General features: G+C 72.6%; 16 protein-coding genes. 8 read left to right on the forward strand and 8 right to left on the reverse strand.

Annotation, left to right across the window (positions count from 1 at the left end):
* Positions 1-62 precede the first annotated feature (62 nt).
* On the forward strand, positions 63-1,904 hold the full coding sequence (locus tag ACME2J_RS00540; protein ID WP_495542901.1) for a DUF3556 domain-containing protein: 1,842 nt from the start codon (positions 63-65) through the stop codon (positions 1,902-1,904).
* Positions 1,901-3,373, forward strand: a complete 1,473-nt coding sequence (locus ACME2J_RS00545) for a phytoene desaturase family protein (protein ID WP_495542902.1) — start codon at positions 1,901-1,903, stop codon at positions 3,371-3,373. The genes ACME2J_RS00540 and ACME2J_RS00545 overlap by 4 nt, the downstream gene beginning before the upstream one ends.
* Positions 3,374-3,421: 48 nt before the next feature.
* On the opposite strand, the gene ACME2J_RS00550 is transcribed toward ACME2J_RS00545, so the two are convergent.
* From ACME2J_RS00550 to ACME2J_RS00575, 6 genes are all read right to left on the reverse strand, one after another.
* Positions 3,422-4,198, reverse strand: a complete 777-nt coding sequence (locus ACME2J_RS00550) for an alpha/beta fold hydrolase (protein ID WP_495542903.1) — start codon at positions 4,196-4,198, stop codon at positions 3,422-3,424.
* Positions 4,195-5,487 carry a class I SAM-dependent methyltransferase gene (locus ACME2J_RS00555; protein ID WP_495542904.1) on the reverse strand — a complete coding sequence of 431 codons (1,293 nt, stop codon included), beginning with the start codon at positions 5,485-5,487 and terminating at the stop codon, positions 4,195-4,197. The genes ACME2J_RS00550 and ACME2J_RS00555 overlap by 4 nt, the downstream gene beginning before the upstream one ends.
* Positions 5,484-6,260 (reverse strand): DUF1365 domain-containing protein, encoded by a 777-nt coding sequence (locus ACME2J_RS00560; protein ID WP_495542905.1) that lies wholly within the window; start codon positions 6,258-6,260, stop codon positions 5,484-5,486. The genes ACME2J_RS00555 and ACME2J_RS00560 overlap by 4 nt, the downstream gene beginning before the upstream one ends.
* A complete protein-coding gene (locus ACME2J_RS00565; RefSeq protein WP_495542906.1) occupies positions 6,257-7,519 on the reverse strand; it encodes an NAD(P)/FAD-dependent oxidoreductase in 1,263 nt (420 codons plus the stop codon). Before ACME2J_RS00565 ends, ACME2J_RS00560 begins: the two co-directional genes overlap by 4 nt.
* A gap of 212 nt (positions 7,520-7,731) precedes the next feature.
* On the reverse strand, positions 7,732-8,901 hold the full coding sequence (locus tag ACME2J_RS00570; RefSeq protein WP_495542907.1) for an acyl-CoA dehydrogenase family protein: 1,170 nt from the start codon (positions 8,899-8,901) through the stop codon (positions 7,732-7,734).
* Positions 8,902-8,977: 76 nt separating this feature from the next.
* Positions 8,978-10,159 (reverse strand): acyl-CoA dehydrogenase family protein, encoded by a 1,182-nt coding sequence (locus ACME2J_RS00575; RefSeq protein ID WP_495542908.1) that lies wholly within the window; start codon positions 10,157-10,159, stop codon positions 8,978-8,980.
* 302 nt (positions 10,160-10,461) lie between these two features.
* Here ACME2J_RS00575 and ACME2J_RS00580 point away from each other — a divergent pair, with 302 nt between their 5' ends.
* The 6 genes from ACME2J_RS00580 to ACME2J_RS00605 are packed head-to-tail and all read left to right on the forward strand — an operon-like array spanning position 10,462 to position 19,461.
* A complete protein-coding gene (locus ACME2J_RS00580) occupies positions 10,462-11,874 on the forward strand; it encodes an MlaD family protein (RefSeq protein WP_495542909.1) in 1,413 nt (470 codons plus the stop codon).
* Positions 11,874-13,466, forward strand: a complete 1,593-nt coding sequence (locus ACME2J_RS00585; RefSeq protein ID WP_495542910.1) for an MlaD family protein — start codon at positions 11,874-11,876, stop codon at positions 13,464-13,466. Before ACME2J_RS00580 ends, ACME2J_RS00585 begins: the two co-directional genes overlap by 1 nt.
* Positions 13,467-13,469: 3 nt before the next feature.
* Positions 13,470-14,996 carry an MlaD family protein gene (locus ACME2J_RS00590; protein WP_495542911.1) on the forward strand — a complete coding sequence of 509 codons (1,527 nt, stop codon included), beginning with the start codon at positions 13,470-13,472 and terminating at the stop codon, positions 14,994-14,996.
* Positions 14,993-16,597 carry an MlaD family protein gene (locus ACME2J_RS00595; protein WP_495542912.1) on the forward strand — a complete coding sequence of 535 codons (1,605 nt, stop codon included), beginning with the start codon at positions 14,993-14,995 and terminating at the stop codon, positions 16,595-16,597. Before ACME2J_RS00590 ends, ACME2J_RS00595 begins: the two co-directional genes overlap by 4 nt.
* Positions 16,594-18,027, forward strand: a complete 1,434-nt coding sequence (locus ACME2J_RS00600) for an MlaD family protein (protein ID WP_495542913.1) — start codon at positions 16,594-16,596, stop codon at positions 18,025-18,027. The genes ACME2J_RS00595 and ACME2J_RS00600 overlap by 4 nt, the downstream gene beginning before the upstream one ends.
* A complete protein-coding gene (locus tag ACME2J_RS00605; RefSeq protein ID WP_495542914.1) occupies positions 18,028-19,461 on the forward strand; it encodes an MlaD family protein in 1,434 nt (477 codons plus the stop codon). It begins immediately after the preceding gene.
* Between the two features lie 116 nt (positions 19,462-19,577).
* On the opposite strand, the gene ACME2J_RS00610 is transcribed toward ACME2J_RS00605, so the two are convergent.
* Both ACME2J_RS00610 and ACME2J_RS00615 read right to left on the reverse strand, forming a co-directional pair.
* Positions 19,578-21,089, reverse strand: a complete 1,512-nt coding sequence (locus tag ACME2J_RS00610) for an acyl-CoA carboxylase subunit beta (protein WP_495542915.1) — start codon at positions 21,087-21,089, stop codon at positions 19,578-19,580.
* Complete coding sequence (locus ACME2J_RS00615) at positions 21,086-22,222, reverse strand: acyl-CoA dehydrogenase family protein (protein WP_495542916.1); 1,137 nt, start codon at positions 22,220-22,222, stop codon at positions 21,086-21,088. Before ACME2J_RS00615 ends, ACME2J_RS00610 begins: the two co-directional genes overlap by 4 nt.
* Between the last annotated feature and the right edge of the window lie 8 nt (positions 22,223-22,230).

Genomic DNA, 22,230 nt, shown 5'->3' on the forward strand with positions numbered 1-22,230 from the left:
GTGAGACCGTCGTTCCTGTCCGAGTGCCGCGCGCCGCGCGGACGACGAGGGAGGAGATCCACATGGGCCTCATGACAGGCAACCTGCCGCCGGTCGATCCGGCGACGTTCCCGGAGATGCCGTACCGAGAGAAGATCAAGGTCCTCTCGCGGCACTGGGTCGAGAACGGCTTCGGAGCGCCCAAGATCACGGCGCTCATCTACATCGCCCGGCTGCTCGTCTTCTACGCGTTCGGCGGGCTCCTCGTCGCGACGCTCACCTCCGGGCTCGATCCGCTCGACTTCTCCGGGTGGTGGGCCGAGCCGATCGTCTGGCAGAAGCTCGTCCTGTGGACGGTGCTCCTCGAGGCCCTCGGCCTCGCCGGCTCGTGGGGCCCGCTCGCCGGCCACTTCAAGCCCTTCACCGGCGGCTTCCGCGCCTACGCGAACCCGGGGACGATCCGGATGGCGCCCTGGCCGGGCAAGGTCCCGTTCACGGGCGGCGACACCCGGACCCTCGCCGACGTCGCCCTGTACGTCGCGCTCATCGCGAGCCTCGGCGTCTGCCTCGCCCTCCCGGGCACCGGCGACAACGGCGTCACGGAGGCGATCGGCGCGAACGAGGGCCTCGTCCCCGCGGCGGCGATCATCCCGGCCATCGCCCTCCTCGTCACGCTCGGCCTGCGCGACAAGATCCTCTTCCTCGCGGCCCGCAGCGAGCAGTACCTCCCGGCGCTCGTCTTCTTCGCCGCCTTCCCGTTCGTCGACATGATCGTCGCGGCGAAGCTCCTCATCGTCATCGTCTGGTTCGGAGCCTCGTTCTCGAAGATCGGCCGCCACTTCACGAACGTCATCCCGCCGATGGTGTCGAACACGCCGTGGATCACCTCGAAGCGGATCAAGAAGGTCCACTACCGCGGCTTCCCGGAGGACATCCGGCCGTCCGAGCGCGCCTCCCGGCTCGCCCACGTCGGCGGCACGATCGTCGAGATGGGCGCCCCGCTCGTCCTCCTCTTCTCGCAGACCTGGGAGCTCACGGTCGCGGCCGCGGTCCTCATGATCTGCTTCCACGTCTTCATCACCTCGACGTTCCCGCTCGCCGTCCCGCTCGAGTGGAACGTCCTCTTCATGTTCCTCACCGGGTTCCTCTTCCTCGGCTACCCGAACCACGAGGGGTACGCTCTCGCCGACATGGACCCGGTCCTCCTCGGCGTCACCGCGGGCGCGCTCCTCGTCTTCCCGGTGCTCGGCAACCTCCGCCCGGACCTCGTCTCGTTCCTCCCGTCCATGCGGCAGTACTCGGGCAACTGGGCGTCGGCGCAGTGGGCGCTCACGCACGAGGCGGAGCGCAAGCTCGACGAGCGCATCAAGAAGCCGGCGCTGATGCAGCGCCAGCAGCTCCTCGACCTCTACGACGAGGAGACCGCGGAGGTCGTCATCACGCAGCCGGTCGGCTGGCGCTCGATGCACAGCCAGGGCCGCGGCCTCAGCTCCGTCCTCCTCTCGACGTGCGGCGAGGCGATGGACCGCTACGCCGTCCGCGAGGCCGAGTTCGCGTGCAACGCCATCCTCGGCTTCAACTTCGGCGACGGGCACATGCACGACGAGCGTCTCCTCGCGGCGATCCAGAAGCGCTGCGACTTCGCGCCCGGGGAGTTCATGGTCGCCTGGGTCGAGTCCGAGGCCTTCGGCAGCGGCATCCAGCGCTACTTCGTCTACGACCTCGCCGAGGGCGTCGTCGAGCGCGGCACGTGGAAGGTGGAGGACGCCGTCGCCGAGCAGCCGTGGCTGCCGAACGGGCCGATCCCGCTCGACGTCACGTGGCGCAAGCCCGGCTACGAGTACCGCAGCCCGTTCACCGAGGACCGCGCACCGGCGGTCGCCGCGCCGGAGGGTGACGCGGAGGGGGCGGCGGTCCCCGCATGAGCACCGCGGTCGTCGTCGGGAGCGGTCCGAACGGCCTCGCGGCCGCGGTGACGCTCGCCGCGGCCGGCCTCGAGGTGACGGTCCTCGAGGCCGCCGACCGTCCCGGCGGCGGCACGCGCTCGAGCGAGCTCACGCTGCCGGGCCTCGTCCACGACGAGTGCTCGGCGGCGCACCCGCTCGCGCTCGACACGCCGTTCAGCCGCCGCTTCGACCTCGCGGCGCACGGCCTCACGTGGCGGTGGCCCGAGGTGCAGTACTCGCACCCGCTCGACGGCGGGGGCGGCGCCGCCGCCTGGCGCTCGGTGCAGCGGACCGCGGACGCGCTCCCCGGCCGTGACGGCCGCACCTGGCGCGCCGTCTTCGGCGGTCTCGCCGAGCGCTTCGACGACATCGCGGAGGACTTCTGGCAGCCCGTCCTCCACGTCCCCCGTCACCCGCTGCAGCTCGCGCGGTTCGGCGCGCTGACGGGCCCGCCGGTCGCCGCCCTGGCTCGCGCCCTGCGCTCGGGCGAGGCCCGAGCGCTCTTCGCCGGAGCCGCGGCCCACGCGCTGCGGCCCTTCGGGTCGCCGATGTCCTCGGCGATCGGGGTGACGCTCGGGACCGCGGCCCACCGCTACGGCTGGCCGGTCGCCGAGGGCGGGTCCGCGGCGATCTCGGCCGCGATGATCGGACTCCTCGGGGAGCACGGCGGCCGCGTCGAGACCGGGGTGCGGGTGACGTCCCTCGACGAGCTCGGGTCACCCGACGTCGTCATGCTCGACCTCGCGCCGGGCGCCGCGGCCGACGTCTGCGGCGACCGCCTCCCGGGCCGCATCGCCCGCGCCTATCGCCGCTACGAGCACGGGCCCGGCGTCTTCAAGCTCGAGCTCGCGGTCGAGGGCGGCGTCCCGTGGTCGCACGCCGAGTCCCGGCTCGCCGGGACCGTCCACGTCGGCGGCTCCTACGACGAGATCGCGGCGGCGGAACGCGCGACGTGCGCCGGGCGGATGCCCGAGCGGCCGTTCGTCCTCGTGTGCCAGCAGTCGATCGCCGATCCCTCGCGCGCCGACGGCGACCTCCACCCGGTCTACACCTACGCGCACGTCCCGTCCGGCTACACGGGTGACGCGACCGCGGCGATCGAGGCGCAGATCGAGCGCTTCGCACCCGGGTTCCGGGAGCGGATCCGCGCCCGTCACGTCCGCAGCGCGACCGACATGGAGGCGCACAACGTCAACTACGTCGGCGGCGACGTCGTCACGGGCGCGAACGACATGCGCCAGCTCGTCTTCCGGCCGCGCGCGTCGCTCGACCCGTACGCGACGGGCATCGGCGGCGTCTTCCTGTGCTCGGCGGCGACGCCGCCCGGCGCCGGCGCGCACGGCATGTGCGGCTTCAACGCGGCCGGCTCCGCGCTGCGGCGGCTCGGCGTCCCGCTGCCGGCCGAGCGCGAGGCGGCCCCGCCGCCGCTCGCCCTCGCCGGCTGGTAGCTGACGACCCGACGCGCTCGGACGACCTGCTCGTCCGCAGCGGGGTCCTCACGCAGCCGCTGCGCGGCGGTCCTCGCTGCCTCGCAGCAGGACGCGTGCCGTCTGCTCGGGGTCGTCGAGCATCGGGACGTGCCCGCAGCCGTCGAGGACGATCTGATGGGCGCGCGGCAGGACGCCCGGGCGCGGGGGGACGACCATGCGGTCGTGCTCGCCCCAGGCGAGGAGGACGGGGACGCGGACGCGCTCGCCGCCCTGGAACCAGTTCGCGCGCATCGCCTTGTTCGTCGCGACGAACGACGGCGCGGCCGCGTAGGCGCGCGCGACGGCGGCCGCGTCGCGCGGCGCGACCCGCTCGGGGTGGGCGACGATGCCGGTGAGCGCGATGCGCCGGGCGGCCCGGGTGCGCAGGAGGGCGGGGAGGACCGGGCGCAGCGTCTTCGCGACCCGGTGCATGACGAACGGCTTCGGCGCGAGCGGCCCGTGCCACAGGCCGGCGGTGCAGAGCCCGGTCACCGAGGCGACCGCGTCGCGCTTCGCCAGCTCGAGGGCGATCCAGCCGCCGAGCGAGTTTCCCGCGACGTGCGGCCGCTCGACGCCGATGCTCCGCAGGAAGTCCGCGATCGCGGCGGCGATCGCCGATGGCGTGGGCTCGACGCCGTCGGGCAGCGGGTCCGAGTCCCCGAAGCCCGGGAGGTCGACGGCGATGACGTCGCGGTGTCCCGCGAGCCGCTCGACGACGGGACGCCACACGTGACGCTCCCCACCGAGCCCGTGGACGAGCAGGAGCGGCGCGCCGCCGCCCGTGCGGTCGTGGGCGAGCCTCACGCGACCGCCGCGTCGCGCTCGGCGTCGTGGTCGCGCACCGGCAGGCGCGTCACCGCCGGGTCGGCGACGGGCTCCGCGAGCGAGGTCTCGGCGCGGAAGCGCGGCTTGGCGAGGAGGACCTGGACGTCCTGGATGCGCCGCTCGGCGAAGCCGCCCTCGCAGTAGGCGAGGTAGAGCGACCAGATCCGCCGGAACCGCTCGTCGTACCCCGCGGCCTCGAGGACGTCCGCAGCGGCGCGGAAGCGCTGGTGCCACTCGGCGAGCGTGCGGACGTAGTGCGGCGTGATGTCCTCGAGCTGGACGCTCCGCATGTCCGTGTACGAGGCGACGCAGCGCTGGATCTCCTTCTGCGACGGGAGGCAGCCGCCGGGGAAGATGAGCCGGTTGATGAAGCTCTTCGACGCCTTCTCGACGTCGTAGGCGCGATCGTCGATGGTGATCGCCTGCAGCAGCATGACGCCGTCGTCGTGCAGCAGCGAGGAGCACGTGCGGAAGAACGTCGGGAAGTCCCGCCAGCCGACCGCCTCGATCATCTCGACGCTGACGAGCTTGTCGTAGCGGCCCGTGAGCGCGCGGTAGTCCTTGAGGAGGACCTCGATGCGGTCGTCGAGACCCGCGGCGCGGACGCGCTCGACCGCGAGGGCGTGCTGCTCGCGCGAGATCGTCGTCGTCGTGACGCGGCAGCCGCTGCGGCGCGCGGCGTGGATCGCGAGGCCGCCCCAGCCCGTCCCGATCTCGAGGAGGTGGTCGTCCTCGGAGAGCGCGAGCTTGTCGCAGATGCGGTCGAGCTTGTGGATCTGCGCCTCGTGGAGCGAGCTCTGCGCCGTCGGGAAGATCGCCGAGGAGTACATCATCGTCTCGTCGAGCATGAGCCCGTAGAGGTCGTTGCCGAGGTCGTAGTGCGCCGCGATCTGCCGCTTCGAGCGCTCGATCGTGTTGCGGCGGATCGACGCCGCGACGCCCTGGACCGGCGCGAGGACCGGGCGCAGCCGCCGGCGATAGGCGTCGCCGCGGTGGATGTTGCGCGCGGCGATCCGCACGACGGCGACGAGGTCGTCGGCTTCCCACCAGCCGTCGCGGTAGCTCTCGGCGAGGCCGATCGAGCCGCGCAGGAGCGCGCCGTAGGCGCGGAGGTCGCGGATCGTCACCGTCGCTCGGAGCGGCTCCGTCCCGTCGCGGCCGCCCGGGTCGCCGATGACGAACCGGCCGAGCGGGTCGACGACGGTGATCTCACCGTCGCGGACCCACGTGCCGAGCAGACGCTGCAGGACGGTGCGGGTGAGGCTCATGTCGTCGCTCCTCGGGCACCGCGTGCCCGGTCGGGGTGGGGGAAGGAGGGGGCGCCCTTCAGCTTGAGACGGAGGCCGTTGGCGTAGATGAGCCCGAGCGTCCGCAAGGCGGTGAAGGGGAAGCGCAGGAGGAGCGCGGAGAGCGCGCGGCCGGAGAGCGGGCGCCGGCGGAGGTTGAGCGTCGCGTCGAAGAGCGGGCCGTCGTCGTCGGCGCTCTCGATGTGGATGCTGAGCGTGTCGTCCGGCGTCGTGAGGCGCCAGCGGTAGCGGTGCTCCATGCCCATGAACGGCGACACGTGGAAGGCCTTGTCGAGGGAGGCGTCGACGACCCTCGCCGGTCCGTCGACCTCGACGACGTAGGCGTGGCTCTCGCCCCACGGCGTGTTCGTCACGTCGGCGACGACGGCGCGCAGCGTCTCGCCGTCCTCGTCGAAGAGGAAGTAGAAGCTCACCGGGTTGAAGGCGCGGCCGAACGTCCGCGGCGACGTGAGGAGCCGGACGGGGCCCGCCGGGGCAGGCGCACCCGTCTGCTCGGCGACGAGCGCGCGGACGGCGTCCGGCAGCGGCGTCGCGGGGTCCCCGAGGAAGTCCTCGCGGCGGAAGCGCCCGAGAGCGGGGCGGCGGGCCGACCACAGCGGGCTCACGTCGAGTGCGTCCGGGAGCTCGTCCAGGTCGAGGTAGAGCATCCCGACCGGGTAGCGGAACGCGTGCTCGATCGGGCGCATCCGGCGGTGGCGGACGGTGCCGCGGTAGATCGCGGATCGCGCGCTCATGCCGCGGCAGGTACCCGGATGCCGATGTCCTCGATCGCCGCGAGCGCGCTCACGACGCCGTCCTCGTGGAACCCGTACCGCCAGTAGGCGCCGCAGTAGCGCGTCCGTCGGACCCCGTTGATCTCCCGGTGGCGGGCCTGGGCGGCGACGCCCTCCGGGGTGAAGACCGGGTGGGCGTACTCGATGACCTCGATGATCCGGTCCTCGCGGATGCGGTCGGTGAGGTTGAGCGTGACGCAGAAGTCGTGCGGCGCCTCGAGGCCCTGGAGGTGGTTCATCGAGTACGTCACGGTCGTGCGGTCGCGCGGCTCCCGGAGGACGTGGTAGTTCCACGCCTGCCGAGCGGCGCGGCGGCGGGGGAGGAGCCGCTCGTCGGTGTGGAGGACGGCCTCGTTGCGCTGGTAGGGGATCGCTCCGAGGATCTCGCGCTCGGCGTCGCTCGGGTCGGCGAGCATCGCGAGGGCCTCGTCGCTGTGGCACGCGAGGACGACCTCGTCGAACCGCTCCGGCTCGCCGCCGCGCGGCGTCACCTCGACGTGGGTGTCGAAGCGCTCGACGCGCTCGATCGGGGTCCCGAGCCGGATGCGGTCGCGCATCGGCGCGGTGAGCGCCTCGACGTAGGCGCGGGAGCCGCCCTCGATCGTCATCCACGTGGGGCGGTCGCGGAACGAGAGCATCCCGTGGTTCTGGAAGAACCGCGCCATGAACCGGATCGGGAACGCGTCGAGCGCGGCGGGATCCGCGGACCACACGGCGCTCGCCTGGGGGACCATGAGGCGGTCGCGGAAGAGGTCCGAGTAGCCGCCCTCGCGCAGGAACGCGAGGAGCGAGAGGTCGCCGCGCGGGTCGGCCGGGTCCGCGACGATCTCGCCGAGCTCGCGGTTGAAGCGCAGCAGGTCGCGGATCATGCGCAGGAACGACGGGCGCGTCGCGTTGCGCGGCTGGCAGAAGAGGCCGCGCGGCGTGCCGGCGTACTCGAAGTCCTCGCCCTCGGCGCTCACCGAGAAGCCCATGTGCGTCCGGCGCCGGGCGACGCCGAGCGCGTCCATCATCGCGAGGAAGCTCGGGTACGTCTTGTCGTTGCAGACGATGAAGCCGGTGTCGACGTTCCACGTCCCGGCGTCCGTCTCCACGGTGACGGTGTTCGTGTGGCCGCCGAGGCGCGAGCCCGCCTCGAACAGCGTGATGTCGTGGTGCGGGTGGAGGTGGTGGGCCGCGGTGAGCCCGCTGATCCCGCTGCCGATGATCGCGACGTCCATGGTCGCTTGAGTGTTCGGACGCCAGGCGCCCGTGGATCAGCCGGCCCGTCCGGCCCGCGCCGTCGACCGGCGTGTGGAGATCGAGCGACGCGGGGCGTCGCCCGATCTCCGCACGCCGCCTCATGCCGAGACGTGTGGCGTCGTGGCGACACGGAGCGTCGCCAGAACGCCACACGCAGCGGGGGCCGCTCGGGAGGAGCGGCGCGCCTCGCTCAGACCATCGAGCGCCCGATGATCTCCTTCATGATCTCGTTCGTGCCGGCGTAGATCCGCGACACGCGAGCGTCGGCGTAGAGGCGCGCGATCGGGTACTCGAGCATGTAGCCGTAGCCGCCGTGGAGCTGGACGCACTTGTCGATGACGCGCCCCTGCACCTCGGTGCAGTGGAGCTTCGCCGCGGCGGCGCGCTCGGGCGTGAGACGGCCCTCGACGAGCTCCATCGTGCACTGGTCGACGAACGCCTGCGCGGCGTCCACCTCCGTCCGGCACTCCGCGAGCTGGAAGCGGGTGTTCTGGAACTTCGCGATGGGCTGGCCGAACGCCTCGCGCTCCTTCACGTACTCGACCGTGAAGCGGACCGCGGCCTCGGCGGACGCGACGCCCGCGACCGCGACCGAGAGCCGCTCCTGCGCGAGGTTGTGCATCATCTGCGTGAAGCCGTGGCCCTCGGCGACGAGGAGGTTCTCGACCGGCACGCGCGCGTCGTTGAAGAAGAGCTCGGCGGTGTCCTGCGAGTGCATGCCGACCTTCTCGAGGTTGCGGCCGCGCTCGAAGCCCGGGGTGTCGCCCTCGATGATGAGCATGCTCACGCCCTTGTGCTTCTCGGACGGGTCGGTCTTCACCGCCGTCACCGCGAGGTCGGCGTTGATGCCGTTCGTGATGAACGTCTTCGAGCCGTTGACGACGTAGTGGTCGCCGTCGCGGATCGCCTTCGTCTTGATGTTCGCGAGGTCCGAGCCCGTGCCGGGCTCGGTCATGACGATCGCGGTGATGAGCTCGCCCGAGGCGATGCCGGGGAGCCAGCGCTGCTTCTGCTCCTCGTTGCAGTACTCGAGGAAGTAGGGGAGGCAGACGTCGTTGTGGAGGGTGAGACCGACGCCGAAGCCGGTGAGCCCGGCGTGGAAGCACTCCTCGGCGAGCACGACGTTGAAGCGGAAGTCGTCGACGCCCGCGCCGCCGTACTCCTCGGGGATCTGCGTGCCGATGAAGCCGTTGGCGCCTGCGGCGGCGAAGACCTCACGGGGGACGATCTCGTCCTTCTCCCACTGGTCGAAGTGGGGTGCGACCTCCTTCGAGATCCAGCGGCGGACGCTCTCGCGGAAGTCCTCGTGCTCGTCGTCGAAGATCGCGCGGCGGGTGGGGGCGGGCTGGACGGTGCTCATGTCCCGCACGGTAGAGCACGGGGACGCGAGCGGGCGTGGGGAATCCCCACGCCCGCGGGCGTCTCTCTCCCTTGTCCTACAAGCCGAGCCCGCGGCCGACGATCTCGCGCATGATCTCGTTGGCGCCGCCGTAGATGCGGGTGACGCGGGCGTCCGCGTACATCCGGGCGATGGGGTACTCGGTCATGTAGCCGTAGCCGCCGAACAGCTGGAGGCAGCGGTCGGTCACCGAGCCCTGCAGCTCGGTGCAGTGGAGCTTCGCCTCGGCGGCGCGCTCGACGGTGAGCGTGCCGCGGTTGAGCTCGAGGATGCACTGGTCGACGAACGCCTGGGCGACGTCGATCTCCGTGCGGACGTCGGCGAGGACGAAGCGCGAGTTCTGGAAGCTGCCGATCGGCTGGCCGAACGCCTCGCGCTCCTTCACGTACTCGAGCGTCGCGCGGAAGGCCGCCTCGGCCGACGCGACGCCCGCGACGGCGATCGACAGGCGCTCCTGCGCGAGGTTCGCGACGAGGTAGCCGAAGCCCTTGCCCTCGTCGGCGAGCCGGTTGGCGACGGGGACCTGGGCGTCCTCGAAGAAGAGCTCGGCGGTGTCCTGCGAGTGCATGCCGATCTTCTCGAGGTTGCGGCCGCGGGAGAACCCGGGGGTGTCGCGCTCGACGACGACGAGGCTGATGCCCTTGTGCCGCTGCGCCGGGTCGGTCTTCACCGCGGTGATGACGAGGTCGGCGTTGATGCCGTTGGTGATGAAGGTCTTCGAGCCGTTGACGACGTAGTGGTCGCCGTCGCGGACCGCCTTCGTGGACATGTTCCCGAGGTCCGACCCGATCCCCGGCTCGCTCATGGCGACCGCCGTGATGAGCTCGCCCGAGACGATGCCGGGGAGCCAGCGCTCCTTCTGCTCCTCGTTGCAGTACTCGAGGAAGTACGGGAGGCAGATGTCGTTGTGGAGCGCGACGCCGAGGCCGTAGCCGCCGAGGCCGGCGTAGCAGCACTCCTCGTTCACGACGACGTTGAAGCGGAAGTCGTCGGCGACGCCGGCGCCGCCGGCCTCCTCGGGGGCCTGCATCGCGAGGAAGCCGTTGGAGCCGAGCTTCGTGAAGGCCTCGCGGTCGACGATCCCCTCCTGCTCCCAGCGCTCGACGTGGGGGGTCGCCTCGTTGCGGAGGAACCGCCGGACGCTCTCGCGGAAGTCCTCGTGCTCGTCGTCGAAGATCGCGCGGCGGCCGCTCGCGATCGGTTCCTGGATCGTCGCCATGGGGCGACGGTAGAGCACCTCGCGCGCGCGGTAGCGCCTGCTGCCGAGCGGCACCATCCGCTCGGAGGGGGCCGATCCCCCGGGCGGCAGAGGAGTTCACCCGGCCGTCAGATCTTCGCTCGATACTCGGGTCATGTCCTCGGCGGAGCCGACGCCGCTTCGACATCGACCCCGGACCCAAGCCGTCGTAGCGGCGACGCGCCTCATCGCGCGATCGGCGCCGACGACCGCGCGGCCGAGTAGATTGCTCGGCGCGGGACGACTCCCCCCGAACCGGGGGTGTCCGCAAGGGGATTCTTCCGGTGAACCACGAGGACGACGACGAAGGGGGAGGGCTCGGCACGGCCGGGCGCGCGGCCGTGGCCGCGGCGCTCGCGCTCGTCGTCGTCCTCGTCGCGGTCATCGTCACCGGCGAGGACCGCTACGAGGTGAACGTCCGGTTCGCCGCCGCGACCCAGATGGTCGAGGGCAACCTCGTCCAGAGCGGCGGCCGCGCGGTCGGCAGCGTCGAGGCGATCGAGCTCACCGACGAGGGCGAGGCCGAGCTCACGCTCGCGCTCGACGACGACGTCGCGCCCCTGCGCGCCGGGACGAAGGCGACGCTGCGCACGGCGTCCCTCTCGGGGATCGTCAACCGCTACGTCGATCTCCGCATCCCCGCCGAGAACCCCGCGGCGCCGGCTGACACGATCCCCGACGGCGGCGTCATCCCGTCGAGCGAGACGACGTCGGCGGTCGACCTCGACCAGCTCTTCGCCCTCTTCGACGAAGACGCGCGCAAGGGCCTGCAGGACGTCGTCCGCGGCAGCGCCCGTCAGTACGCGGGGCGCGGCGAGGAAGCCCGCGCGGGCTGGCGCTATCTCAACCCGTCGCTCGTCGCCTCGCGCCGCCTCTTCGACGAGCTCGGCCGTGACCAGCCGCTCCTCGAGCGCTTCCTCCTCGCCAGCTCCCGGCTCGTCACCGACGTCGCGGACCGCGACGACGACCTCAGCGCGCTCATCGACGGCCTCGCGGACACCACGGGCGCGATCGCCGCCGAGGAGGACTCGCTGTCGCGCGCGATCGGGGAGCTGCCGCCGTTCATGCGCCGTGCGAACACGACGTTCGCGAACCTCCGCTCGACGCTCGACGTCCTCGACCCGCTCATCGACGAGTCGCGGCCCGTCACCCCGAAGCTGCGCGCGGTCCTCGCGGAGCTGCGCCCGTTCGCCCGCGACGCCCGTCCGGTCGTGCGCGACCTCTCGCAGACGGTCCGCCGCAAGGGCGAGGGCAACGACCTCATCGAGCTCGGCGAGGCCACGATCCCGTTCCGCGACCAGGTCGTCGGCACGGCGGTGCGCAACGGGAAGGAGCGCCCCGGCACCTTCCCGACCGGCGCGCGCTCGCTCGCCGGCTCGCGCCCCCACCTCGCGTTCCTGCGCCCGTACAGCGTCGACCTCACGGGCTGGTTCGACGACTTCAGCCACTCCGGCATCTACGACGCGAACGGCTCCGCGAGCCGCAACGCGCTCACGGTGAACGCGTTCGCGCTCGCCAACGGCATCCTGCAGCCGATCCCGCAGGCGCTGCGCGAGGGCCTCTTCAAGCAGACCGCCGCGCTCGGGCAGCGCAACCGCTGCCCCGGCTCGATCGAGCGGCCCGCCGAGGACGGCTCGAACCCGTTCGTCCCGCCGGGGATCGAGTGCGACCCGACCCAGATCCCACCGGGCCGATGATGCGCGCGCTGACAGCCGTCCTCGCCGTCACCGTCCTCGCCGGAGGGTGGGCGCTCAGCACGGGTGCCTCCGATGACGCCGACGGCCGCACCTACTGGGTCGTCTTCGACAACGCCTTCGGGCTCATCGAAGGCGCCGACGTCAAGGTCGCGGGCGTGCGGGCCGGCCAGATCCGCTCGATGGAGCTCGACCGGTCCGACATGCGCGCGCGGGTCGAGATCGAGATCACGGAGGACGGGTTCGGCTCGCTGCGCAGCGACGCCACCTGCGAGACCCGGCCGCAGTCGCTCATCGGCGAGTACTTCGTCGACTGCCGCGCGGGGGAGGAGCGGACCGAGCTCGAGCCCGGGGCGACGATCCCCGTCGAGCGCACCGCCTCGACGGTCCCGGTCGACCTCGTCAACAACATCCTGCGCCGCCCGTACCGCGAGCGGCTCTCGATCCTCCTCTCCGAGCTCGGCGCCGGCCTCGCCGCGCGCGGCGACGACCTCGACGAGACGATCCGCCGGGCCGTCCCGGCGCTGCGCGAGACCGACCGCGTCCTCGCGATCCTCGCCGAGCAGCGGCGCACGATCCGCGACCTCAACCGCGACGCGGACACGGTGCTCACCGCGCTCGCCGAGGACCGTGAGGAGGTCGCGCGGTTCCTCCGCGAGGCGCGGGACACGGCCGCCGTCGCCGCGTCCCGCGAGCAGGACCTCCGCGCCCAGTTCCGCCGCCTCCCGACCTTCCTCGCCGAGCTGCGCCCGACGATGAGGCTCCTCGGCCAGGCCGCGGACCGGCAGCGCCCCGCACTCACCGCACTGCGCAGCGAGGCGGGCCGGCTCACGCGCTTCCTCGACGTCCTCGGCGACTTCTCCGAGGCCTCGCGGCCGGCGTTCCGCACGCTCGCCGAGGCGGCCGACAAGGGCCGGCCGGCGGTCGAGTCCGCCCGCCCGCAGATCCGGCGCCTCGGTCGTGCCGTCGACGACCTGCCCGAGCTGTCGCAGAACCTCACGCTCACGCTCGAGGACCTCGACGACCCGTCCCGCGCGGTCGAGGACGATCCTCGCAACCCGCGCGGCACCGGCGGCTACACCGGCCTCGAGGCGCTCCTGCGCTACATCTACTTCCAGGGGCAGGCGACGAACATCTACGACGGGGACGGGCACATGCTCAAGGTCTCCGCCTTCCTCGACGCCGACTGCTCCTTCTACTGGGACGACGAGCGCGCGAAGACGGACCCCGACTTCGAGCGCTGCTCGGCGTGGCTCGGCCCGAACCTCCCCGGCATCACGACGCCCGACCCCACCGAGACCCCGACCGCCGCGACGCGCGACGCGAAGGACGAATCTGCCTCTCCCGAGGCCGAGGCGACGCCCGAGGCGACCGCGCCGGCCACGCCGCCCGCCGGCGGGGCGCCCGCGACGCCCGCCCCGTCGAAGGGCGGCTTCCTCGAGGACGTCCTCGACGGCCTCGTCCCCGAGGGCCTGCTCCCGGAGTCCCTGCAGCCCGGCCTCGACGCCCTCGGCGGCGCGCTCGGCGGCGGCCGCGGCGACGCTCCGTCCGGCGACGGCTCCGGCCCCCTCCTCGACTACCTGCTGGGGGGCTGACCGGTGAACCGACGCCATCGCGCGAGCATCGTCGCCAACCCGGTCCTCGTCGGAGCGGTGACGACCCTCATCATCACGGTCGCGGTCTTCCTCGCCTACAACGCGAACCAGGGGCTGCCGTTCGTCCCGACGACGCAGCTCACCGTCCAGGTCGAGAACGGGGCGAACCTCCTGCCGGGCAACGAGGTCCGCGAGGGCGGCTTCCGCATCGGGATCGTGAGCGAGATGCGCCCGATCCGGCTGCCCGACGGCAGCAGCGGCGCGGAGATCACGCTCAAGCTCGACCGCGACGCCGGCGACGTCCCGGCCGACTCCAGGATCGACCTCCGGCCGCGCTCGGTGCTGGGCCTCAAGTACGTCGAGCTCACGCGGGGGACGTCGGCCGAGACCCTTCCCGACGGCGGGACGCTGCCGCCCGACCAGGCGCGTTTCCCCGTCGAGCTCGACGAGCTCTACTCCACCTTCGACGCGCCGACGCGTCGGGCGTCGCGGACGAACCTCGAGGGCTTCGGCGACGCGTTCGCCCGCCGCGGCACCGGGATCAACGAGGCGATCGCGGGCCTGCCCCCGCTTCTCGAGGACCTCGAGCCGGTCGCGCGCCTCCTCGCCGACGACGACACGAACCTCCGCCGCTTCTTCCGCGAGCTCGGCGACGCCGCGCGCGTCGTCGCGCCGGTCGCCGACCGCTACGCCCGGTCCTTCGGGGCGGGGGCCGACGTCTTCGAGGCGTGGTCGCGCGACGAGGAGGCGCTGCGATCGACGATCGAGAAGTCGGTCCCGACGCTCGAGGACGGCATCACGTCGCTGCGTGCGCAGCGTCCGTTCCTCCGCGACTTCGCAGCGTTCAGCGGCTCGCTCGAGGACGTCGCGACCCGGCTGCCGCGCAACCTCCCGCGGATCATCCCGGCGCTCGAGACCGGGACGCGCGTCCAGCGGCGCGTCCCCCAGCTCAACCGCGACCTCGGGAACGTCCTCACCGATCTGCGCGAGCTCACCGTCGACCCGGTGACGACGGTGTCGCTGCGCGGCCTCGACCGCACCGTGGGGATCCTCAACCCGACGCTGCGGTTCGTCGGCCCCTACATCACGGTCTGCAACGCCTTCAACTACGCGTGGACGCACGTCTCCGAGCACCTCACCGAGCCCGACCCGACCGGCACGTCGCAGCGCACGCTCCTCAACCAGCCGCCGCGCAACGCGGACCCGACCTCGCCGAGCATCGGCTCGATCGGCGCGCCGAGGCCGTCGAACGGCGAGCCGGTCCTCAGCGGGTCGCCCGTCAACCTCCACACGAACGCGTACGGCGCGGCGGTCACCGACGACGGCCAGGCCGACTGCGAGGCCGGCCAGCGCGGCTACCCGCAGCGCGTCGCGAAGCTCGCCGATCCGTCGCTGAACATCGCCGTCGACCCGCACACCCCCGGCGTGCAGGGGCCGACGTCCAAGGGGCGCCCGCGCGTCCTGCCGGGCCAGACCTTCACGCGGGCCCCGCAGCTGGGGCCGAAGCTCCCGGAGGGGCTCGACCCATGAGGCGCCGCAGCCGTCGCTCCGCGAGCGCGTTCACCGTCGGAGCGTTCACGCTCCTCGTCCTCGTCGTGGGCACCTACCTCGGCTTCACGAAGTCGAACCCGTTCGCGAACCCGTTCGAGCTGAAGGCGGCGTTCCGCGACGCGGGCAACGTGAAGCCGAAGTCGCCCGTGCGGATCGCCGGCGTGACCGTCGGCGAGGTGACCGGGGTCGAGCGGCTGCCGGGCGAGACGAACGGCGCGCTCGTGACGATGAAGATCGACGAGGCGGGCCTGCCGATCCACTCCGACGCCGAGGTGAAGGTGCGCCCCCGCATCTTCCTCGAGGGCAACTTCTTCGTCGACGTGCAGCCGGGGTCGCCGAGCGCGCCCGAGCTGGGCGACGGCGACACGATCCCCGTCAACCAGACCGCGGCGCCGGTGCAGCTCGGCCAGGTGCTCGAGGCGCTGCAGACCGACACCCGCGAGGACCTCCAGGTCGTCCTCGAGGAGTACGGGTCCGCGCTGCGCGGCTCCGGGGCCGAGGGCTTCAACCGCTCGATCCCGTTCTGGGAGCCCGCCTACCGCGACGGCGCGATCGTCTCCGAGGCGACGCTCGGCATCGAGGACCGCGACCTCTCGCGCTACGTCGCGGGAGCCGGTGTCGTCGCCGCGGCGCTCGACAGCGACCGCGAGGCCCTGAAGAGCCTCATCACGAGCTTCGCGACGACCGCCGGGGCCTTCCAGGCCGAGCAGGCGAACCTCCGCACCGCCGTCGGCGTCCTCGACGACACGCTCGCCGTCGGCCGCCGCGCGCTCGGCGAGCTCGACGGGGCGCTGCCGCCGCTGGAGCGGCTCGCGAACGACCTGCGGCCCGCCGTGCGCTCGGCCGGGCCGTCACTCGACGCGACGCTCCCGTTCGCCCGCGAGGCGCGCGGGCTCTTCCGCGCCGCCGAGCTCGGCGGGCTCGCGAAGGACCTCCGGGCCGTCGTGCCGGATCTCGTCGAGCTCAACGTCGGCGGGCTGCCGCTCCAGGAGGAGGCGCGACTGCTCTCGAGCTGCCAGCTCGCGGTCATCCAGCCGACGTCCAACTCGACGATCGAGGACCCGAACTTCCCGGCGAGCGGCCCGGTCTTCAAGGAGGGCGTGAAGTGGCTGCCGGGGATCGCCGGCGAGAGCCGCTCGTTCGACGGCAACAGCCAGTACATCAAGACGACCGCGAAGGGCGGGGCGAACTTCGCGTACTCGCTCGGCGCCGGCCGGTTCCTCCTCACGAGCGCGCCGCTCTCCGGCGTCAACCCTCCGGCCGACCCGACCGAGCCGCCCTTCCGTCCCGACGTCCCCTGCGAGACGCAGGAGGCGCCGGATCTCCGCTCGATCCCCGGCGACCCGCCGGCGGCGATCCGCGTGAAGACCGGCGACGAGCGCTACACCGAGCGTCTGCGCAAGGCGCAGGGGTCCGCGATCGGGTGGCTCCGCGACCAGCTGAAGCTCGAGGGGCTCGAGGACGTCCTGCGGGTGAGCACGAAGCCGCTCACCGCCGAGAAGGCCCGCGCCATCGGCGCGCAGGCGCGGGCGCAGCGCGCGGCGCAGGCCGCCCGGATCCGCAAGGCGGTGGGCGAGTGATCCGCGCCATCAAGAAGCGGCGCGGCGACCTCGTCGCCGTCCTCGCGCTCTTCGTCGTCGCGACGATCGTCGGGAACTACATCCTCGACAAGCAGCGCCTGCGGTTCCCGCTCATCGAAGACACGCCGTTCGAGGTGAAGGCCGAGTTCTCCACCGCTCAGGCGGTGACACCGGGCCAGGGCCAGACCGTCCGGGTCGCGGGGATCCGCGTCGGCGACATCTCCGACGTCGACCTCGTCGACGGCCGCGCCGTCGTGACGATGCAGCTCGACCGCGAGTACGACGATCTCGTCCGCGCCGACGCGAGCGCGCTGCTGCGTCCCAAGACGGGCCTCAAGGACATGTTCATCGAGCTCGATCCGGGCTCGCCGTCGGCGCCGGTCGTCGACGAGGGGCACACGCTGCCGATCGGGTCGACGCTGCCCGACGTCAACCCTGACGAGATCCTCGCGTCGCTCGACGGCGACACCCGCGACTACCTGCGCCTCCTGCTCGACGGGGCGGGGAAGGGCCTCGACGGCAACGCGGACGACCTCCGCGAGGTGCTGCGGCGGTTCGAGCCGACGCACCGCGACATCGCGCGCGTCTCCTCCGAGGTGAAGAAGCGCCGCGTCGAGCTGAGCCGCCTCGTCAACTCGCTCCAGCGGCTCAACACGAAGCTCGCCGAGAACCCGGACGACCTCACCGAGCTCGTCTCGACGAGCGAGCGCGTCTTCCGCGCCCTCGCCGCCGAGCGCGACGGCGTGGAGGGGACGGTCCGTGAGCTGCCCGGCGCGCTCACCGAGACCCGCGACTCGCTCGAGCGGGTCGAGGCGATGGCCCGGGTGCTGCGTCCGGCCGCCGACGAGCTGCGCCCGGTCGCCGGCGCCCTGCGGCGCGCGAACGACCGCGTCCGGCCGTTCGCGCTCGAGGCCGCCCCGCAGCTCGCCGAGGACGTGCGGCCGTTCGTGCGCGAGGCGCGCCCGCTGCTGCGCGAGCTCCTTCCCGCGGCCGACGACGTCGTCGAGAGCGAGCCCCAGCTGAAGCGCTCGCTCGCGGTCCTCAACCGGTTCTTCAACATGCTCGGCCACAACCCGAACGGCCGGGAGGAGCCGTCGAAGGCCGGCCGCGACGAGGGCTACGCGTTCGCGCTCGCCTGGCTCGGGCACCAGTCGGTCAACCTCTTCTCGGCGGCCGACGCGCACGGCCCGCTGCGCAACATCACCCTCGCCGGGACCTGCAACGTCCTGGAGGCGTCGGTCGCGAGCCTCCCGGAGACCGAGTTCCTGCTCGGCCTCACCGGAGTCCTCACCGACCCGGCGATCTGCGGCGACAGCGGGCAGGCCGCCCGACGCAAGAAGGTCCGCGCGGAGCTCCGCGCGTCGGAGCGCAAGGCCGCGAAGGCGCGCGAGGCCTCGGGTGCGGAGTCCGCGACGGAGGGGAGCCGCTAGATGGTCAAGCAGGCCCCCACGCCCGGCCGGCTCCTCACGATGGTGCTCTTCGCGCTGTCCTGCTTCGGCCTCCTCCTCTTCCTCTGGGTGAGCTTCGGCGGGCCGACGCCCCTGAAGCCGAAGGGCTACCGGTTCGAGGTCGCGTTCCCCGAGGCGACGCAGCTCGCCGTCGAGGCGGACGTCCGGATCGCCGGCGTCGCGGTCGGCAAGGTCCGCGAGAAGCGCCGCTCCGCCGACGGCAACGCGACCGTCGCGACGATCGAGCTCGACCCGAAGTACGCCCCGATCGCTTCGGACGCGAAGGCGATCCTGCGGCAGAAGACGCTCCTCGGCGAGACCTACGTCGCGATGACGTCGGGCTCGCCGGACGCGGCGCCGGTCCCCGAGGACGGGACGCTCGACGCGCGCAACGTCGCCGAGACGGTCGAGCTCGACGAGATCCTCGACACGCTCGACCCGTTCACCCGGGACGCGTTCCGCACCTGGCAGCAGTCCCTCGCGGAGGGCGTGAAGGGGCGCGGCGAGGATCTCAACGGCGCGTTCGGCAACCTGCCCGGCTTCATCGAGTCCGGCGGCGACCTCCTCGACGTCCTCGACGAGCAGAGCGCGGCCGTGCGCGGTCTCGTCCGCAACACCGGGGTCGTGTTCGAGTCGCTCACCCGGCGCGAGGACCAGCTGCGGCGCGTCGTCGAGAACACCGACACGGTCTTCTCCTCGATCCGGCGCGAGCGCGAGGCGTTCGCCGAGACCTTCCGCATCTTCCCGACGTTCCTCGACGAGTCGCGCGCGACCTTCCGCCGCCTCGACGGGTTCTCGCGCAGCGCGCAGCCGGTCGTCGCCGACCTGCGCGTCGCGATGGACGACCTCGCGCCGACCCTCGACGCGGTCGGCGACCTCGGCCCCGACCTGCGGTCGCTCTTCACGAACCTCGACCCGCTCATCGACATCTCGCGCGAGTCGCTGCCGGCCACCGGCGAGGTCCTCGACGGCCTCCAGCCGTTCCTCGCCGAGCTCGGCCCCTGGCTCCAGGAGCTCAACCCGATCCTCGGGTGGGTCGCCGAGCACCAGTACACGCTCGTCGACATGTTCGGCAACCTCGGCGTCGCGACCGGGGCGAAGACCCGCAGCCAGGTCCCCGGAGCGCCGGGCCACTACCTCCGCCAGTTCGGGCCGACCGGCGTCGAGACCATCTCGATCCACACGAACCGCCTCCGGAGCAACCGCGGCAACGCCTACCTCAACCCGCTCGGCGTCGTCGGTTCCGAGATCGGCGAGAAGGGTGTCCTGCCCTCCTTCGACTGCAAGCACGTCGGCGGCGAGCGCCCGGCCGGCGGGACCCCAGCCGCACCGGCCTGCCACGTCCAGGACCCGTACCCCTGGGGCGGCGCGGTGACGCGCTTCCCTCAGGTGAAGTCCGAGTCCTACGCCCCCTAGCCAGGCGCCCCGCTCCCCCGCACTTTGCATATCGACGGCCATCGTTGGCCGTCCATATGCAAAGAGGCGTTCTGGCGCGCGCCGTCAGCGCATGAACTGCTGGTGGAAGTTGCCGCTCACACCGGGAACGCGCCGTGATGCCGGCCGGCGGGGCGGCGGGTCCAGCCCTCGGCCGCGTCGAGCCGGCTCGCGAGCTCCTCGCGCACCTCGGACAGCTCGACGACCGCCTCGACGAGCAGCTCCGAGGCGAGCCCGAGCGAGTCGAGCTCCTCGTCGAGCTTCGCCCGGCGCTCGGAGATGAACGCCTCGCGCTCCTCCGGGTCGGAGATCTCGGCGATCGTGTTCGCCCACACGGCGTTCACCGCCGCCTCTCCGGCCATGGCGCCGATCTGCGCGCCGGCGACCGCGATCGTCGCCCGCGGCTCGAAGCCGGGGCAGCTCATCGCGTAGTACCCGGCGGCGAAGGCCTTGCGCAGGACGACGCAGAAGCGCGGGACCTCGGCGGAGGACATCGCGCTGATCATCTTGGCGCCGTGGCGGATGATCCCCGCCCGCTCGACCGCCGAGCCGATCATGAACCCGGGGATGTCGGCGAGGAAGACGAGCGGGACGTTGAACGCGTCGCAGAGCGTGATGAACCGCGCCGCCTTGTCGGCCGAGTCGACGTCGACCACGCCGCCGCGGACCTTCGGCTGGTTCGCGACGACGCCGACCGAGCGGCCCTCGATGCGCGCGAACCCGCAGACGATCTCCTTCGCCCAGCGCGCCTTGATCTCCACGAACGTGTCGGCGTCCGCGACGCGCCGGATGACCTCGCGGACGTCGTAGCCGCTGCGGACGTTCTCCGGCAGGACGCCGTCCCAGTCCTCGGACGCCGGGGCCGCGGAGGCGAGCCTCTCCGGGCGCTCGTCGTAGTGGGAGGGGAGGCAGTCGAAGACCGCGCGCGCCCCGGCGATCGCGGACGGCTCGTCGTCGAAGAGCTCGTCGCCGCAGCCGGAGACCGTGCAGTGCATCCGCGCGCCGCCCATCTCCTCGAGCGTCACCTTCTCGCCGATCGAGACCTCGGCGATGCGCGGCGACGCGAGGAACATCGAGGCGTTCCCCTCGACCATCCCGACCCAGTCGCAGAACGCGGGCATGTAGGCGCCGCCGGCGGCCGAGGGCCCGAAGAGGAGGCAGATCTGGGGAACGCGGCCGGAGAGCCGCACCTGCAGGTGGAAGATCCTCGCCCCGCCGCGATGGCCGGGGTGGAACCCGACCGCCTCGGTGAGCCGTCCGCCCGCCGAGTCGACGAGGTAGAAGACCGGCAGCCGGTCGCGGTCGGCGAGCTCGAGGATCCGGATCTGCTTCTCGACGGTCCGCCGTCCCCAGGAGCCGGCCTTCACCGCGGGGTCGTGGGCGATGATCGCCACCCGGCGGCCGCCGACCGTGCCCGTGCCCGTGATGACGCCCTCGGCGGGCAGCTGCTCGGCGCACATCGAGGCGAGCAGGCCGTCCTCGCGGAACGAGCCGGGATCGAGGAGGAGCGCGAGGCGGTCCCTCACCGCGAGCTTCGAGCCCTTGGGCTCACGGGGCTCGAGGGCCTTGTCGCGCAGGTCGGCGAGCCTCTCGCTCGCGGCGGCGCTCACAGTCCCATCCTCTTCGCGAGGATCTCGAGCTGGACCTCGTCGGTCCCGCCGCCGATCCGCAGGATGCGCGCGTCGCGGTAGTGCATCGCGACGCGGGTCTCCTCGATGAACCCGTAGCCGCCGAAGATCTGGACGGCGTCGTCGGCGACGTCGTTCGCCATGCGCGCCGCGAAGAGCTTCGCCTGCGCCACGCCGGTCGCGGCCTCGGGATGCCCGGCGTCGCAGCGCGCCGCCGCCTGGTAGGAGAGCGCGCGGGCGGCGGCGATCGCGGTCGACATCTCACCGAGCTTGTGGCTGATCGCCTGGTAGCGACCGATCGACTGGCCGAACGCCTTGCGCTCCCGGGCGTGCTCGATCGCGTCGTCGAGGCACGCCTGGGCGAGTCCGAGCGACATCCCGGCGAGGATGAGACGCTCGACCTGGAAGGCCTCCATGATCTGCTGGAAGCCGCGGCCCTCGGCGCCGAGCAGCCGGTCGTCGGCGACGGCGACGTCGTCGAGGACGACCTCGCGCGTGTCCGAGGCGTGCCAGCCCATCTTGCGCAGCGGCTCGCCGAGCGTGACCCCCGGAGCGTCGGCGTCGACGATGAAGGTCGTGATGCCGGAGTGGCGTGACTCGGGGTCCGTGCGAGCGCCGACGACGAGCACGTCGGCGAAGCCCGCGTTCGTGATGAACATCTTCGTCCCGGTGAGCCGCCACCCGCCGTCGGCCCTCATCGCCTTCGTCGTCATGCCGGCGACGTCCGAGCCGGCGCCTGGCTCGGTCACCGCGATCGCGACGATCTTCTCGCCGCGGATCATCGGCGCGAGGAACCTCGCCTGCTGGTCGGGCGTGCCGAAGCGGGCGACGTGCGGCGCCGCCATGTACGCGTGCACCAGCGGCGTGACGGCGAGACCTCCCGAGGTCTTGCCGAGCGCCTCGGACAGGAGCGTCAGCGCGAGCGCGCCGCCCCCGGCGCCGCCGTGCTCCTCGGGATGCGCGATCCCGAGCAGGTCCGCCTCCGCGAGCTTCGCCCACAGCGCGCGGGGGAAGCCCTCCTCTTCCGCCTTCTCCACCAAGGGCAGCACCTCGCGCTCGGCGAACGCCTCGCAGACGTCGCGGAAGGCGCGGTGATCGTCGTCCAACTCGAACATCGTCGTCA

It is taken from the genome of Paraconexibacter sp. (genome assembly GCF_059438195.1).

What these genes read in the sequence shown, in the direction of transcription:
- ACME2J_RS00540 (WP_495542901.1), top strand. Translation starts at nt 63, where the DNA reads ATGGGCCTCATGACAGGCAACCTGCCGCCGGTCGATCCGGCGACGTTC.
- ACME2J_RS00545 (WP_495542902.1), top strand. Translation starts at nt 1,901, where the DNA reads ATGAGCACCGCGGTCGTCGTCGGGAGCGGTCCGAACGGCCTCGCGGCC.
- ACME2J_RS00555 (WP_495542904.1), bottom strand. Translation starts at nt 5,487, where the DNA reads ATGAGCCTCACCCGCACCGTCCTGCAGCGTCTGCTCGGCACGTGGGTC.
- ACME2J_RS00560 (WP_495542905.1), bottom strand. Translation starts at nt 6,260, where the DNA reads ATGAGCGCGCGATCCGCGATCTACCGCGGCACCGTCCGCCACCGCCGG.
- ACME2J_RS00565 (WP_495542906.1), bottom strand. Translation starts at nt 7,519, where the DNA reads ATGGACGTCGCGATCATCGGCAGCGGGATCAGCGGGCTCACCGCGGCC.
- ACME2J_RS00570 (WP_495542907.1), bottom strand. Translation starts at nt 8,901, where the DNA reads ATGAGCACCGTCCAGCCCGCCCCCACCCGCCGCGCGATCTTCGACGAC.
- ACME2J_RS00575 (WP_495542908.1), bottom strand. Translation starts at nt 10,159, where the DNA reads ATGGCGACGATCCAGGAACCGATCGCGAGCGGCCGCCGCGCGATCTTC.
- ACME2J_RS00585 (WP_495542910.1), top strand. Translation starts at nt 11,874, where the DNA reads ATGCGCGCGCTGACAGCCGTCCTCGCCGTCACCGTCCTCGCCGGAGGG.
- ACME2J_RS00595 (WP_495542912.1), top strand. Translation starts at nt 14,993, where the DNA reads ATGAGGCGCCGCAGCCGTCGCTCCGCGAGCGCGTTCACCGTCGGAGCG.
- ACME2J_RS00605 (WP_495542914.1), top strand. Translation starts at nt 18,028, where the DNA reads ATGGTCAAGCAGGCCCCCACGCCCGGCCGGCTCCTCACGATGGTGCTC.
- ACME2J_RS00615 (WP_495542916.1), bottom strand. Translation starts at nt 22,222, where the DNA reads ATGTTCGAGTTGGACGACGATCACCGCGCCTTCCGCGACGTCTGCGAG.